Raw genomic sequence first — 13,704 nt, 5'->3', positions numbered from 1 at the left:
CGTTATACCATACCCCGTAGGGTATAGACCTGGGCTCCGCTCGGCGTCGGTCGGCGGCCGCCGGGAAGTCCACTGGCGCAAGATGGGGCTGTGAGGCTGCTGCTGATTGCCGATACCCACATCCCCAAACGGGCCCGCGACCTGCCCGCGACGGTCTGGGATGAGGTGGCCGGGGCCGACGTCGTCGTGCATGCCGGCGACTGGATAGCACCGGAGTTCCTCGACGAGCTCGAAGTCCGGGCGGCCCGGCTGGTGGGCTGCTGGGGAAACAACGACGGCCCGGACCTGCGGGCACGGCTGCCCGAACGCGCGGACGTGACGCTGGCCGGCGTGCGATTCACCGTCGTGCACGAGACCGGGGCCACGACCGGACGCGACGCGCGGATGTCGCGGCTCTACCCCGACAGCCACGTGCTGGTGTTCGGGCACAGCCACATCCCGTGGGACACCACCACCGCATCCGGATTGCGCCTGCTCAATCCCGGGTCACCAACGGATCGCCGCCGCCAACCGTTCTGCACCTACATGACCGCGCGCGTCGACAATGGCGCGCTGACCGACGTCGAGCTGCATCGTCTGCCCAGGTAACGGGTACATACCTGCCACATAGCTTCCCCACATAGATAGCTCGGCTACAGAGGTATTATGGGTGCATATGAAATCACGCACTGATGTGGCGGGCGAGCTGTTCGGTGTGGTCGGCAGGTTCCGCCGGCAACTCCGCAGGTCGGCCGGCCGTGGGTTCGAGTCGTCGCGGCTTTCCGAGTCGCAGTCCGAGCTGCTGTGGCTGGTCGGGCGCCGGCCGGGGATCTCGGTCAGCGCCGCTGCCGCCGAGCTCGGGCTGGTGGCCAACACCGCCTCGACCCTGGTCACCAAGCTGGTGTCCGGCGGGCTGCTGCTGCGTGCGGCGGGCGACACCGACCGCCGGGTGTGCCAACTCCGGCTCGCCGAGCCCGCCCAGCAGATCGTCGACGCATCCCGCGCCACCCGGCGGGCATTGCTCTCCGAGGTGATCGACGAGCTCGACGACGACCAGATCGAGACTTTGACAAAAGGATTGGAGGTCCTCGACACGATGACCCAGAAACTGCGGGAGCGGCGATCATGAGCGGGTCGCTGCCGATGGCGGTCGACGGCCGCAACCTGACTTATCGCTATGGCCAGTTCACCGCCGTCGACGACGTGACACTGCAGGTCCGGCCCGGTGAAACCATGGGCCTGCTCGGACCCAACGGCGCCGGGAAGACGACCATGGTCCGGATGCTGACCACACTGACCCCGGTGCAGCACGGCGAACTGCGCATTTTCGGGATGGACGCGCGCCGCCGGACCACCGACATCAGAAGCAACATCGGGTATGTGCCGCAACAGCTTTCGATCGAACCCGCCCTGACGGGACGGCAGAACGTGCAGTGGTTCGCGCGGCTGTACGGGGTGCCCCGCAACGAGCGCGCCGACCGCGTCGATCAGGCGCTGGCCGCGATGGACCTCATCGACGTGGCCGACCGGCTGGCGTCGTCCTACTCCGGTGGCATGGTGCGCCGCCTCGAGGTGGCGCAGGCGCTGGTCAACCGCCCGTCGCTGCTGGTGCTCGACGAACCGACCGTCGGCCTGGATCCCATCGCGCGCGACGGGGTGTGGGCCCAGGTGCAAAAGATGCAGGCGCAGTTCGGCATGACCGTGCTGCTGACCACCCACTACATGGAAGAAGCCGACGCGCTGTGCGACCGGGTAGCCCTGATGCACCGCGGCCGGCTGCGTGCCGTCGGCACCCCCGACAAGTTGAAGGCCACGGTATCGCCGACGGCCACGCTCGAGGATGTGTTCCGCCACTACGCGGCATCCGGCCTGGACGACGAGGAAGATTCATCGGAAGCCAACGGGTCCATTCGCGAAATCCGTTCCAGCAGAAAGGTGGCGCGCCGTGTCGGTTGATAGCGGGCTGGCGGGCACGCTGATTCGCGCCCCGCGCGGCTGGCAACGAGTCAACGCGCTGTGCAGTCGCATCGGAGCATTCGCGATCGTCGAACTGCAGAAGCTGCAACACGACAGGACCGAGCTGGTCACCCGGATGGTGCAGCCCGCGCTGTGGCTGTTGATCTTCGGGACCACGTTCAGCCACCTCCATGTCATCCCCACCGGGTCCGTGTCGTATCTGGCGTTTCTGGCGCCGGGGATCATCGCCCAGTCGGCACTGTTCATCTCCATTTTCTATGGCATACAGATCATTTGGGACCGGGACGCCGGCGTGCTGGCCAAACTCATGGTGACGCCCGCTCCGGCGTCGGCGTTGATCACCGGCAAGGCGTTTGCCGCCGGGGTCCGTTCGGTGGCCCAGGTGGTCGGGGTGCTGGCACTGGCGTACGTGATGGGTGTCGGCTTGACGGTCAATCCGCTGCGGATCGTGGCGGCGATGGCCATCGTCATGCTCGGCGCCGCGTTCTTCGCCTGCCTGTCGATGACGCTGGCCGGCCTGGTGCGCAGCCGCGACCGCCTGATGGGCATCGGCCAGGCGATCACCATGCCGCTGTTCTTCGCGTCCAACGCGCTGTATCCGGTCGACATCATGCCGGCGTGGCTGCACGTGCTGAGTAAGGTCAACCCACTCAGTTACGAGGTGAACGCGCTGCGGGCGCTCCTGATCGGCACGCCCTTCAACCCTGCGGACATCGTCGTGCTGTTGGTGGCCGCCGTGCTCGGAATCGCCACGGCATCAACGCTTTTGCGCCGTCTGGTCGCCTGACACGTTGCGAATGCGATAGCGCATGCGTTAGCGCATCGCAAGATGGGCGCATGGTTCGAGAGCCGATCGTGACCCGACCGTGACGATTTCCGGGCGAGGCCCAATCGTTAGCTAACCGCGATCTGGTATCCCGGCCGCGACAACCGAATTCGGCCCTCTCGCTGTGTTTCACTCCCCGAGAACAGATTCGACCGCACCATGCGGCAGATGAAAGTTGGGATGGGTAGAGAGCTATGTCGTTCTTCGAAAAGTTGCGTGGCGCAGCGGCTACCATGCCGCGCCGACTGGCGATCGCGGCTATGGGGGCCTCCCTGCTGTCCGGTGTCGCCGTGGCCTCCGGCGGCTCACCCGTCGCGGGGGCCTTCTCCAAGCCTGGGCTTCCCGTGGAGTACCTCGAGGTGCCGTCGCCGTCGATGGGCCGCAACATCAAGGTCCAGTTCCAGGGCGGCGGTTCGCACGCCGTATACCTGCTCGACGGCCTGCGCGCGCAGGACGATTACAACGGCTGGGACATCAACACCCCCGCCTTCGAGGAGTTCTACCAGTCCGGCCTGTCGGTGATCATGCCGGTCGGTGGCCAGTCCAGCTTCTACAGCAACTGGTATCAGCCGTCCTCGGGTAACGGGCAGAACTACACCTACAAGTGGGAGACGTTCCTGACCCAGGAACTGCCGCTGTGGATGCAGTCCAACAAGCAGGTTTCGCCGGCCGGCAACGCGGCCGTGGGCCTGTCGATGTCGGGCGGCTCCGCGCTGATCCTGGCGGCCTACTACCCGCAGCAGTTCCCGTATGCCGCCGCGCTGTCGGGCTTCCTCAACCCGTCCGAGGGCTGGTGGCCCACCCTGATCGGGCTGGCGATGAACGATGCGGGTGGCTACAACGCCAACAGCATGTGGGGCCCGTCCAGCGATCCGGCGTGGAAGCGCAACGACCCGATGGTCCAGATTCCGCGACTGGTGGCCAACAACACGCGCATCTGGGTCTACTGCGGTAACGGCACCCCCAGCGACCTCGGCGGCGACAACATGCCGGCGAAATTCCTGGAGGGCATGACGCTGCGCACCAACGAACAGTTCCAGAACAACTACGCGGCCGCGGGCGGACGCAACGGGGTGTTCAACTTCCCGGCCAACGGGACGCACTCCTGGCCCTACTGGAACCAGCAGCTGGTCGCGATGAAGCCCGACATCCTGCAAACCCTCAACACGGTCAACGCCGCACCGGTTAGCGCACCCACCGCTAACCCTCCCGCGGCCTGAGGCCAAAGCCAGCATCGGCAGTAGCGCACCGGTCAGCGCTACTGCCGATGCTCTTTTTCACGCCTCGTCGAGCAGGGCCCGGCGATCGGAGTGGAAATACGTGTAGCCGGTGGTCAGAGCGCACACGACGGTGGCCACCACCAGCATCCACGTCCCGTTGACCAGCGTGCTGATGAAGCCGCCCACCGTCGCGCCCACCGCGAAGCTGGCGAACAGCAGGAAGTAGCCCAGCCAGTCCGCGGTGGATCCGCCGGCGATGTGGCGCTCGATCCCCTGGCCCATCTTCACCAGCGTGCCGGTCACGTAGCTCAGCGGCACCGACACCTCGCCGTCCTTGACGAAGGACGTGTTCAACGCGCCGATTCCGAAGGCCACCAACATGATTGGTGCGAAGTCGAGCAGATTCTCTTCCCAGCCCTCGTCGACGACGTCGGCCACGGTGGCCGCCGCCAGGCTGAACGTCGTCAGCACCGTCGGGCCGTGCGGGTGGGCCACCCAGAAGTGCCGCCGACAGACCGAGGCGACCACCACGCCCGCGACGAAGCAGACGATCAACACCCCCGCCGTGGCCGACAGCAGCACGTCGCCGCGGAAATACCCGAGCACCGCGCGCTGGGCGTTGCCGGTCATGAAGGTCACGAAGTAGCCGGCGGAGTGGGTGAAGGCGGTGGCCCCCAGCACGCCCGCGAGCGCCGCCAGCACCCACGACAACCGCGACTCGCTGTTGTATATCTCGCTCGGCACACGCACATGCTTCCAGACGGCCACGGCGCGCGCAGCGGACGCCAAGCTAGCCCGACAGGCGAGCAATGGAGCGCAACGGAATCGGCAGCCAGCCCGGCCGGTGCCGCGCCTCGTAGCCGGCCTCGTAGACGGCCTTGTCCAGCTCGTAGGCGGCCAGCAGCGGCGCCGAGTCGCGCGGGTCGGTCCCGGAGGCGGCCGCATAGCCGTCGCAGAACGCCGTGCGGTTGCGCTCGACCCATTCGCGGGCGCGCGCCGCCAACTGCTTGTCGTCCGCCTGGTCCACCAGCGGACCGTAAGCGGCGTACTCGAACGACCGCAGCACGCCGGCCACGTCGCGCAACGGTGAGTCGGGTGCGCGTCGCTCCTCGAGCGGCTGCCCCGGTTCGCCCTCGAAATCGATCAGCAGCCAGCGCTCCGGCGTGCGCAGCACCTGGCCCAGGTGCAGATCGCCGTGCACGCGCTGCACGGTGATCTGCTCGGTGTCCAGCTTCTGGAAGCGCTCTTCGATCGTCGACGCGTGCTCCTTGAGCTCGGGCACCAGGGCCACGGTCGCCGACAGCCGCGAGAGCACGTTGTCCACCGGGAAGGCGGCCTGCGAGGTGCCGAGGGTCTCTGCCAAGGTGGCGTGCACCGACGCCACCGCCTCGCCCAGCCGGTAGGACTCACCGGCGAAGTCGCCGCCGACCTCGTACGCGTACAAGTCACCCTCGGCGAACAGGTCGCGCACGCTGGCGGTGGCCATCGCCCAGCCCTCGGCGGCGTTGGCGGCGAACGCGGTCACCATGCCCAACGGCCACGCCGTATCGGCGCTGCCGTCCGAGCCCGTCATCTCATAGGTTCCCAGCAGCCGTGCGACGTGCGGATTGCCGGCCCGGCCGAGCACCCGGTTCAGCTCGATGTCGGGGTTGATGCCGCTGCTGACCCGACGGAACACCTTGAAGATGGCGTCCCGGTCGAAGATCACGCTGGTGTTGGATTGTTCGGCGTCCGATACGTGCGCCATCGCGTCCAGCGGCAGCACCGCATCCGGCTCCTTGGCGAATTTCACCTCGGTGCCCGACGGGCTGCGGCGCGAGGCGGACGAGTCGATCAGCGAAAGCAGAAACTGCGGCGCGGCGGCGTCATACATCGCGTCGAAACCGGTCCGGTCGTCGGCGGCGCCGATGGTCGCGACGTTGCTGTACTCGGAGACCGGGGCGGCATCCCACCGCACAATCACCTGGTACTGGTGCCGGGAACCGTCGGCGTAGTCGACATCGACGATCACCAGATCGAGGCCCTCGTCGAGCGGGACGACCACGCTCGCTTCGGCGCCGGTCAGTTCGCGGTTGCGTCCGGCGTACCAGCGTTGCTGTGGAAGCCACTCAGACCAGGGCAGCTTGGCCGGCTGAGTCATTTGCGCCACTCCTTATTATCGGCTCCGCTGCGCATCGTCGCGGCGCGAGTGGAAATCATGCGTCCTCCTCGCATCCGGTCAGCTGGAACCAGTAGAACCCGTGTCCCGGCAGGGTGAGCAGGTAGGGCAGGTGACCGATGCGCGGAAATAACACCTGCCCGGTCAGCTCGACCGGGGTGCAACCGCTCCATTGCTGCAGATTCAGTTCGATCGGCTGGGGAAAACGCGACAGGTTGTTGACGCACAGCACGGTGTCACCGTCCTCGGACACCTGTCGCACGAAGGCCAGCACCGACGGGTTCGAGCCGCCCAGCTCTTCGAAGGCCCCGATCGCGAAGGCCTCGTGACGGCGCCGCACGGCCAGCATCGTCCGGGTGAAGTTGAGCAGCGACGTCGAGGTGTCGCGCTGGGCCTCCACGTTGACCGCCTGATAGCCGTAGACCGAGTCCTGGCTGGCCGGCAGGTAGAGCCGACCGGGGTTGGCCTTGGAGAAGCCCGCGTTGCGGTCCGGCGTCCACTGCATCGGCGTGCGCACCCCGTCACGGTCACCCAGCCAGATCACGTCGCCCATGCCGATCTCGTCGCCGTAATACAGCACCGGCGAGCCGGGCAGCGACAGCAGCAGGGCGGTGAACAGCTCGATCTGGTTGCGGTCGTTGTCCAGCAGCGGCGCCAGCCGACGGCGGATGCCGACGTTCGCCTTCATCCGCGGGTCCTTGGCGTACTCGGAGTACATGTAGTCACGCTCGTCGTCGGTAACCATCTCCAGTGTCAATTCGTCGTGGTTACGCAGGAAGATCCCCCACTGCGCCATATCCGGGATCTCGGGCGTCTGGGCCAGGATCTCCGAGATCGGAAAGCGCGATTCCCGGCGCACCGCCATGAAGATCCGCGGCATCAGCGGGAAATGGAATGCCATGTGGCATTCGTCACCACCGGTGGTGGCGTCGCCGAAGTACTCGACGACGTCGGCGGGCCACTGGTTGGCCTCGGCCAGCAGCACCCGGCCCGGGAACTCGTCGTCGACGACCTTGCGGACGCGCTTGAGGAAGGCGTGCGTCTCGGGCAGGTTCTCGCAGTTGGTGCCCTCGCGTTCGAACAGGTAGGGCACCGCATCCAGCCGGAACCCGTCGATGCCCAGCTCGAGCCAGAACCGGAGCACGTCGATCATGGCTTCCTGCACGGCCGGGTTGTCGTAGTTCAGGTCGGGCTGGTGGGAGAAGAACCGGTGCCAGTAGAACTGCTTGCGCACCGGGTCGAAGGTCCAGTTGGACTCCTCGGTGTCGATGAAGATGATCCGCGCGTCGGTGTATTTCTCGGCGGTGTCACTCCACACGTAGTAGTCGCCGTACGGGCCGTCGGGGTCGTGCCGCGACTCCTGAAACCAGGGGTGCGAGTCCGAGGTGTGGTTCATCACCAGGTCGGTGATGACCCGGATCCCCCGCTCGTGCGCGGCGTTGAGCAGCGCGACGAAGTCCTCGACCGTCCCGAATTCGGGCAGCACCTTGTAAAAGTCCCGGATGTCGTACCCGCCGTCGCGCAGGGGCGAGTCGTAGAAGGGCGGCAGCCAGATGCAGTCGATGCCAAGCCACTGCAGGTAGTCCAGGCGCCCCAACAGACCGCGCAGGTCACCGGCGCCGTCGGCGTTGGCGTCGAAGAACGCACGGACCAGCACCTCGTAGAACACCGCGTGCTTGAACCACGTGGGATCGGTGGGCAGCGCGGCGGCGTTGTTGAAGTCCTCGGCGTCGGGGTGTTCCACCACGCCGTCCTGGACGTGACTACCACCTTCGGGATGGTGCTCGACAGCTTCTCTTGCGTCGTTCATCAAATCCACGATGCCACGGGTACCCTGGGCGCGACTTTCGGAATCACACCCCCACGTTTACGACGAAACCCGCCCGGCAGCAAACGAATTCGCCACCGGCCGCGTTCCATCGGCGCGGATGTCAGGCCGGCGGTCCCTCCGCCAGGGTGATGTTGGCGATACGGTCGCCACCGTCGTTGGACCGGTAGTGCACAGCGATGGTGTCCCCTGGGTGGTGCGGAACGAGCACCTCTGTCATGGACGTGGCGCCGGTGATCGCGACGTTGTCGACGCCGGTGATGAGGTCGCCGGGCGCGATCCCCGCGGCGCCCGCCGGACCGGTGTTGACCACCCGTTGCACCCGCGCGCCCGTGCCGTTGTTGTCCATCACGCCCAAACCGAGGAAGGCCGTGGGACCGATGTGCACGGTGTTCGAGCCGGCTCCCGAGCGGATCTGTCCGGCAACTCCCATCGCGCGCCCGATCGGGATGGCGAAGCCCTGCCCGCCCGACATCTTGTAGCTGTCGGTGGCGGCGGTGTCCACGCCGATCACCTGGCCGGCGTTGTTCACCATCGGGCCGCCGGAGTCGCCCGGCTTGATCGGGGCGTCCGCCTGGATCAGGCCGCCCAGGCTCTCCTGCGCGCCGGTCAGCGTGTCAGTCGCCGAGACACTCTGGTTGAGCGCGACGATCTTGCCGGTCACCGCGTTGGGCGTGCCGCCCTGGCCGTTGACGTTGCCGAGCGCGACGATGGGCTCCCCCACCGTGGCCTCGCCGCCGATCGCGGCGGTGGGAAGCCCGCTCGCGCCGCGTAGTTGCAGCACCGCGATGTCCTGCGTGCGGTCGTAGCCGACCACGTCAACGGCGTAGGTCTGCCCGTTGCCGACGTCGAATGCGCTGATGTCGGTGGCGCCGGAGATCACGTGGTTGTTGGTCAGGACGACGCCGTTGGGATCGATCACGATTCCGGTTCCGGCGCCGACCGCGTTGTTGTAGCCGAACTTGGTGTCGATGTTGACCACCTGCGGCCCGACCTGACCGACCATCGCCGACGGGTCGAGCGGCGCCTGGGGACGGTCGGTGAACCGGTCCAGCGCGAAATTCGACGGCGCCGCCGACGCCGGCGCGAGGCCCACCCCGGACCCCAAGCCGAGGCCCAGTGCAACCACGGTCAGCACGCTGACCAACCATGACCACAAGACCGGGCGGTGCTGCGATTTGCTCATCGGTGTCACCCTCCTGCTTCGCGGTTGAGAACAAACTGTCCCGGCCTCAGGATCTTGGCGGCACATTTGTGTGTATATAACCGTAATGCAGGTAGCTATGCACGGCATGTGCCAGGTATGACGCGCCTCATCGGCTCCCCGTCCCTATTTGTCGCTCGTCCTAAGCTGACCCGGTGGGCGAATTCGACCCCAAGGCCAGCTTCACCGGGTCCCCGGTAGCCCGGCTGGCCACGGTCGCGCCCGGTGGCCTGCCGCACCTGGTGCCGGTGGTCTTCGCGGTCGCCGCCGACACCGGCGACGTGGTCTACACGGCCGTCGACGCGAAACCGAAAACGACGCGGCGGCTACGCCGCCTGGCCAACATCGAGGACAACCCCCGGGTGAGCCTGCTCGTCGACCACTACGCCGACGATTGGACCCAGCTGTGGTGGGTGCGCGCCGACGGTCTCGCGACCGTGCACACCGACGGCGACGCCGTCGATCTCGGCCGCCGCCTGCTGCGTGCGAAATACCCCCAGTATCAATCGGTTTCGCTGAACGGGCCGGTGATCGAGGTCGCGGTGCAGCGTTGGTCCAGCTGGCACTACTGAGCGCGCCCCGAAAGCCGCGGCACGGCCCCGGGTACCTGATCTGGCCCGACGGTCTTGTGGTCGACCGAAGTTCGGTGAATGGTAGCTAGATAGGTGCTAACTAGGTCAGCAACGGCGCGCCCTGGGCAACCTGGAGGAAAGTCATGGCCGACAGGACGAATACTTCCCAAGGAGCGGGGAGCGCTCCCACCGCCGACGGTCCGGACGAAATTCGCAACGTCGTGCTGGTGGGTCCGTCCGGTGGCGGCAAAACCACACTCGTCGAAGCCCTGTTGGTCGCCGCCGGTGTGCTGACCCGGAGCGGCTCGGTCGCCGACGGCAGCACGGTCTGCGACTACGACGATGCCGAGATCCGCCAACAACGATCGGTGGGCGTCGCCGTGGCGTCCCTGTCGCACGACGGCGTCAAGGTGAACCTGGTCGACACCCCCGGATACGCCGACTTCGTCGGCGAGTTGCGGGCAGGGCTGCGCGCCGCGGATTGCGCGCTGTTCGTCATCGCGGCCAACGAGGGCGTCGACGAGCCCACCAAATCGCTGTGGCAGGAATGCAACCAGGTCGGCATGCCCCGCGCCGTGGTCATCACCAAGCTCGACCACACCCGGGCGAATTACTCCGAGGCGCTGGCCGCCGCGCAGAATGCGTTCGGCGACAAGGTGTTACCGCTCTATCTGCCCACCGACCTGCCGTCCTGCACCGGCCTGATCGGACTGCTCTCGCAGACACGTTACGAGTACACCGACGGCAATCGCACCGTGCAGCCGCCGAATCCCGCCGACGCCGAGCAGATCGAGGAGGCGCGCGGCGCCCTGATCGAGGGAATCATCGAGGAGTCCGAGGACGAGTCGCTGATGGAGCGCTATCTCGGGGGCGAGGCCATCGACGAATCCGTGCTCATCCAGGACCTGGAGCGCGCCGTCGCCCGGGGGTCGTTCTTTCCGGTGATCCCGGTCTGCAGCAGCAGCGGGGTAGGCACCCTGGAATTGCTGGAGGTCGCCACGCGCGGCTTCCCGTCACCGATGGAACACCCGCTACCCGAGGTCTTCACACAGGTCGGTGCGCCGCACGCCAGCCTGAAGTGCGCCGCGGACGCGCCGTTGCTGGCCGAGGTGGTGAAGACGACGTCGGACCCGTACGTCGGCAGGGTCAGTCTTGTCCGGGTGTTCTCCGGCACCATCAGGCCCGACGCGACTGTTCATGTGTCGGGCCATTTTGCGTCGTTCTTCGGCACGCCCAACGGCGACGGCCACGCGCATCCCGACCACGACGAGGACGAGCGCATCGGGGTGCTGTCCTTCCCGCTGGGCAAGCAGCAGCGCCCGGCGACGGCCGTGGTGGCGGGTGACATCTGCGCGATCGGCAAACTGAGCCGGGCCGAAACCGGTGACACGCTTTCGGACAAGTCGGAGCCGTTGGTGTTGAAGCCGTGGACCATGCCCGAACCGTTGTTGCCGGTCGCGATCGCGGCGCACGCCAAGACCGACGAGGACAAGCTGTCGGTGGGATTGGGACGGTTGGCCGCCGAGGATCCGACGCTGCGGATCGAGCAGAACCCCGAAACCCACCAGGTCGTGTTGTGGTGCATGGGCGAGTCGCACGCCGGTGTCGTGCTCGACGCGCTGGCCAATCGGTACGGCGTCACGGTCGACACCGTTGAACTGCGGGTCCCGCTGCGAGAAACGTTCGGCGGCAAGGCAAAAGGCCACGGCCGCCACGTCAAGCAGTCCGGCGGGCATGGCCAGTACGCGGTGTGCGACATCGAGGTGGAGCCGCTGCCGGAAGGCTCCGGTTTCGAATTCGTCGACAAGGTGGTCGGCGGAGCGGTGCCGCGGCAGTTCATCCCGAGCGTGGAGAAGGGTGTGCGGGCGCAGATGGAGAAGGGCGTACACGCGGGCTATCCGGTGGTCGACATCCGGGTCACCCTGCTCGACGGCAAGGCGCACAGCGTCGACTCCTCGGACTTCGCGTTCCAGATGGCGGGCTCGCTGGCGCTGCGCGAGGCCGCCGCGGCGACCAGGGTGGCGCTGCTCGAGCCCATCGATGAGATCTCGGTGCTGGTGCCGGACGACTTCGTCGGTGCGGTGATGGGTGACCTGTCCAGCCGGCGCGGCCGGGTGCTCGGCTCCGACACCGCGGGCAACGAGCGCACCGTGGTCAAGGCCGAGGTACCGCAGGTCGAGCTGACCCGCTACGCGATCGACCTCCGTTCCCTGGCGCACGGCGCCGCCTCGTTCACCCGGTCCTTCGCCCGCTACGAACCCATGCCGGAATCCGCGGCCGCCCGGCTGAACGCCACCGTCTAGAACCGCCGCCGGTCAGGCCCTGCGGCCGAACTGCTCGGCCACCGCGCGGCGATCCAGCGAGCCCTTCGCGGTATGCGGCAGTTCGCCCGCCTGCTGGAAATCGGCAGGCACCTCGAAGGGCGCCAGGCGGTCACGGCAGAACGCCGTCAGTTCGTCGGCCGTCGGCGCGGCCGACCCGCGGGCGACGATCACCGCCGCCACGGTCTCGCCGTACAGCTTGTCCGGCATGCCGAACACGCCCACCTCGAGCACGTCGGGGTGGGTGGCCAGGACGCCCTCCACGCGCTCCGGCGAGATCTTCTCCCCGCCCCGGTTGATGAGTTCCTTGATGCGGCCGCGGATCACGAGGTCGCCGGCCGGCGACAGGGTGCCCAGGTCGCCGGTGTGCAGCCAACCCTGGGTGAAGTTGGCCGCGGTGATGGACGGGTCGCCGAGGTAGCCGCGCACCACGGTCGGGCCGTGCAGCCACACCTCGCCGACGGTCTCCGCGGGCAGCGTCTGGCCGCCGGGCCCGACGATCCGGATTTGCGGTCCGGTCGACCGGCCGACGAGACCCGGTGTGGCGCCGGGATTTTCGCTGCTGCCCGCGCCCCCGATGGCCGTCGTCGCCACCTGGTGGGTCGACTCGGTCATCCCGAACGCGCACACCACCGGCGCCGAGAAAGTGTCGTGCAGCGCCTGCGCCGTCTCCGCGGTCAGCGGCGCGCTGCAACTGCGGATGAACCGTAACGCGTGCGCCCCGCCCAGCTGCTCGGTCCGGGCGCGCTCCAGCAAGATCTGATGGATCGTCGGGACGGCGGTGTACCAGGTGGCCCCGACGGCCTCGATGTCGTCCCAGAACGCGTGCGCCGAGAACTTTCCGCGCGCGGGCAGCAACACCGCTCCCCCGGACACCAGGGTGCCCAGCAGCGCGGCGAGCAGGCCGTGCCCGTGGTAGAGCGGCATCACCGCCACCGTCGCGTCCCGCGGCCCCAGCCCGTAGCCGGCGATGATGGCCGCCACCGAGCGGGCGACGTTGTGGCGCGTCCAGGGCACCATCTTGGGCACACCGGTGGTGCCGCCGGTGAACATGATCATGGCGTCGTCGTCGCGCAGCCCCTCCGGCGTGGACACGTCGCGCGCGGGCGCCGCGGTGATATCCAGGCTCACCGCCACGGCGCCGTCAGATCCGACGGTCACCGCGATCGGCCACCACGGCAAGCCATCCGGTGTGTCGCTCTCGGCGGCCTGGTCGACGAGCACCGCCCGGGCGCCCACCGCTGCGCTGCGGGAGCGTTGCTCGGCGACGGGAAGGGCCGGATCCAGTGGCACCACAACGAGATCCGCACGCGACCCGGCCAGCAGCCCGATGACGAATTCGGCGTTGCTGCCGGCACGCAGCGCGACCCGGTCGCCCGCGAGCAGGCCGCCGGCCTTCAGCTGGGCGGCCAGATCGTCGACCAACCGGATCACCGCGCGGTAGTCGACCGGTATGCGCTCGGCGGTGACGACCAGGGCCCGTGCCTCCGGCGACCGGCGTGCCGCCGCCTCGACCAGATCGGCGATGCCGGGGCTGGCGGATTCCGTGGACCCCTCGCCGGTGGTGATCGCGTCAGTTGTCATCGCCGCACTCCTTCCACTCCTGCTACCGATGCCAC

General features: G+C 67.8%; 12 protein-coding genes. 7 read left to right on the top strand and 5 right to left on the bottom strand.

Annotated features, from left to right (window positions below; genetic code table 11):
• Nucleotides 1-90: 90 nt before the first annotated feature.
• The 5 genes from A5708_RS14675 (at nucleotide 91) to ag85C (ending at nucleotide 4,002) form a co-directional block, all read left to right on the top strand.
• Nucleotides 91-588, top strand: coding sequence for a metallophosphoesterase family protein (locus A5708_RS14675; RefSeq protein ID WP_065029319.1), 498 nt, complete (start codon nucleotides 91-93; stop codon nucleotides 586-588).
• 67 nt (nucleotides 589-655) lie between these two features.
• Nucleotides 656-1,108, top strand: a complete 453-nt coding sequence (locus tag A5708_RS14670) for a MarR family winged helix-turn-helix transcriptional regulator (protein ID WP_065029318.1) — start codon at nucleotides 656-658, stop codon at nucleotides 1,106-1,108.
• Nucleotides 1,105-1,935, top strand: a complete 831-nt coding sequence (locus A5708_RS14665; RefSeq protein WP_065029317.1) for an ATP-binding cassette domain-containing protein — start codon at nucleotides 1,105-1,107, stop codon at nucleotides 1,933-1,935. Before A5708_RS14670 ends, A5708_RS14665 begins: the two co-directional genes overlap by 4 nt.
• Nucleotides 1,925-2,743 carry an ABC transporter permease gene (locus A5708_RS14660; protein ID WP_065029316.1) on the top strand — a complete coding sequence of 273 codons (819 nt, stop codon included), beginning with the start codon at nucleotides 1,925-1,927 and terminating at the stop codon, nucleotides 2,741-2,743. Before A5708_RS14665 ends, A5708_RS14660 begins: the two co-directional genes overlap by 11 nt.
• Nucleotides 2,744-2,976: 233 nt before the next feature.
• Entirely contained in the window at nucleotides 2,977-4,002 is a 1,026-nt protein-coding gene (ag85C, locus tag A5708_RS14655; protein WP_065029315.1) for a diacylglycerol acyltransferase/mycolyltransferase Ag85C, read from the top strand.
• A 57-nt stretch (nucleotides 4,003-4,059) separates the two neighbouring features.
• On the opposite strand, the gene A5708_RS14650 is transcribed toward ag85C, so the two are convergent.
• From A5708_RS14650 to A5708_RS14635, 4 genes are all read right to left on the bottom strand, one after another.
• A complete protein-coding gene (locus tag A5708_RS14650) occupies nucleotides 4,060-4,746 on the bottom strand; it encodes a YoaK family protein (protein WP_065029395.1) in 687 nt (228 codons plus the stop codon).
• 46 nt (nucleotides 4,747-4,792) lie between these two features.
• Complete coding sequence (locus A5708_RS14645; protein WP_065029314.1) at nucleotides 4,793-6,142, bottom strand: maltokinase N-terminal cap-like domain-containing protein; 1,350 nt, start codon at nucleotides 6,140-6,142, stop codon at nucleotides 4,793-4,795.
• A 55-nt stretch (nucleotides 6,143-6,197) separates the two neighbouring features.
• Nucleotides 6,198-7,970: a maltose alpha-D-glucosyltransferase gene (gene treS / locus A5708_RS14640; protein ID WP_065029394.1), complete on the bottom strand. Its 1,773-nt coding sequence runs from the start codon at nucleotides 7,968-7,970 to the stop codon at nucleotides 6,198-6,200.
• Nucleotides 7,971-8,091: 121 nt separating this feature from the next.
• A complete protein-coding gene (locus A5708_RS14635; RefSeq protein WP_065029313.1) occupies nucleotides 8,092-9,174 on the bottom strand; it encodes a S1C family serine protease in 1,083 nt (360 codons plus the stop codon).
• 173 nt (nucleotides 9,175-9,347) lie between these two features.
• On the opposite strand from A5708_RS14635, the gene A5708_RS14630 reads away from it, so the two are divergent.
• Complete coding sequence (locus tag A5708_RS14630) at nucleotides 9,348-9,764, top strand: TIGR03668 family PPOX class F420-dependent oxidoreductase (protein ID WP_065029312.1); 417 nt, start codon at nucleotides 9,348-9,350, stop codon at nucleotides 9,762-9,764.
• Between the two features lie 143 nt (nucleotides 9,765-9,907).
• Nucleotides 9,908-12,067 (top strand): elongation factor G-like protein EF-G2, encoded by a 2,160-nt coding sequence (locus tag A5708_RS14625; RefSeq protein WP_065029311.1) that lies wholly within the window; start codon nucleotides 9,908-9,910, stop codon nucleotides 12,065-12,067.
• A gap of 12 nt (nucleotides 12,068-12,079) precedes the next feature.
• Here the strand turns inward: A5708_RS14625 and A5708_RS14620 are convergent, their stop codons facing one another.
• A complete protein-coding gene (locus A5708_RS14620; RefSeq protein ID WP_065029310.1) occupies nucleotides 12,080-13,669 on the bottom strand; it encodes a FadD7 family fatty acid--CoA ligase in 1,590 nt (529 codons plus the stop codon).
• Between the last annotated feature and the right edge of the window lie 35 nt (nucleotides 13,670-13,704).

The sequence above is a fragment of the Mycobacterium colombiense genome (assembly GCF_001672755.1).
Lineage (GTDB): Bacteria > Actinomycetota > Actinomycetes > Mycobacteriales > Mycobacteriaceae > Mycobacterium > Mycobacterium colombiense_C.
The sequence above is the reverse complement of the archived record's forward strand: the minus strand, read 5'-3'. Positions and strand labels throughout refer to the sequence as shown.

Coding starts and splice junctions, on each gene's coding strand:
- ag85C (WP_065029315.1), top strand. CDS start 2,977: ATGTCGTTCTTCGAAAAGTTGCGTGGCGCAGCGGCTACCATGCCGCGC.
- A5708_RS14635 (WP_065029313.1), bottom strand. CDS start 9,174: ATGAGCAAATCGCAGCACCGCCCGGTCTTGTGGTCATGGTTGGTCAGC.
- treS (WP_065029394.1), bottom strand. CDS start 7,970: ATGAACGACGCAAGAGAAGCTGTCGAGCACCATCCCGAAGGTGGTAGT.
- A5708_RS14620 (WP_065029310.1), bottom strand. CDS start 13,669: ATGACAACTGACGCGATCACCACCGGCGAGGGGTCCACGGAATCCGCC.
- A5708_RS14665 (WP_065029317.1), top strand. CDS start 1,105: ATGAGCGGGTCGCTGCCGATGGCGGTCGACGGCCGCAACCTGACTTAT.
- A5708_RS14625 (WP_065029311.1), top strand. CDS start 9,908: ATGGCCGACAGGACGAATACTTCCCAAGGAGCGGGGAGCGCTCCCACC.
- A5708_RS14645 (WP_065029314.1), bottom strand. CDS start 6,142: ATGACTCAGCCGGCCAAGCTGCCCTGGTCTGAGTGGCTTCCACAGCAA.
- A5708_RS14670 (WP_065029318.1), top strand. CDS start 656: ATGAAATCACGCACTGATGTGGCGGGCGAGCTGTTCGGTGTGGTCGGC.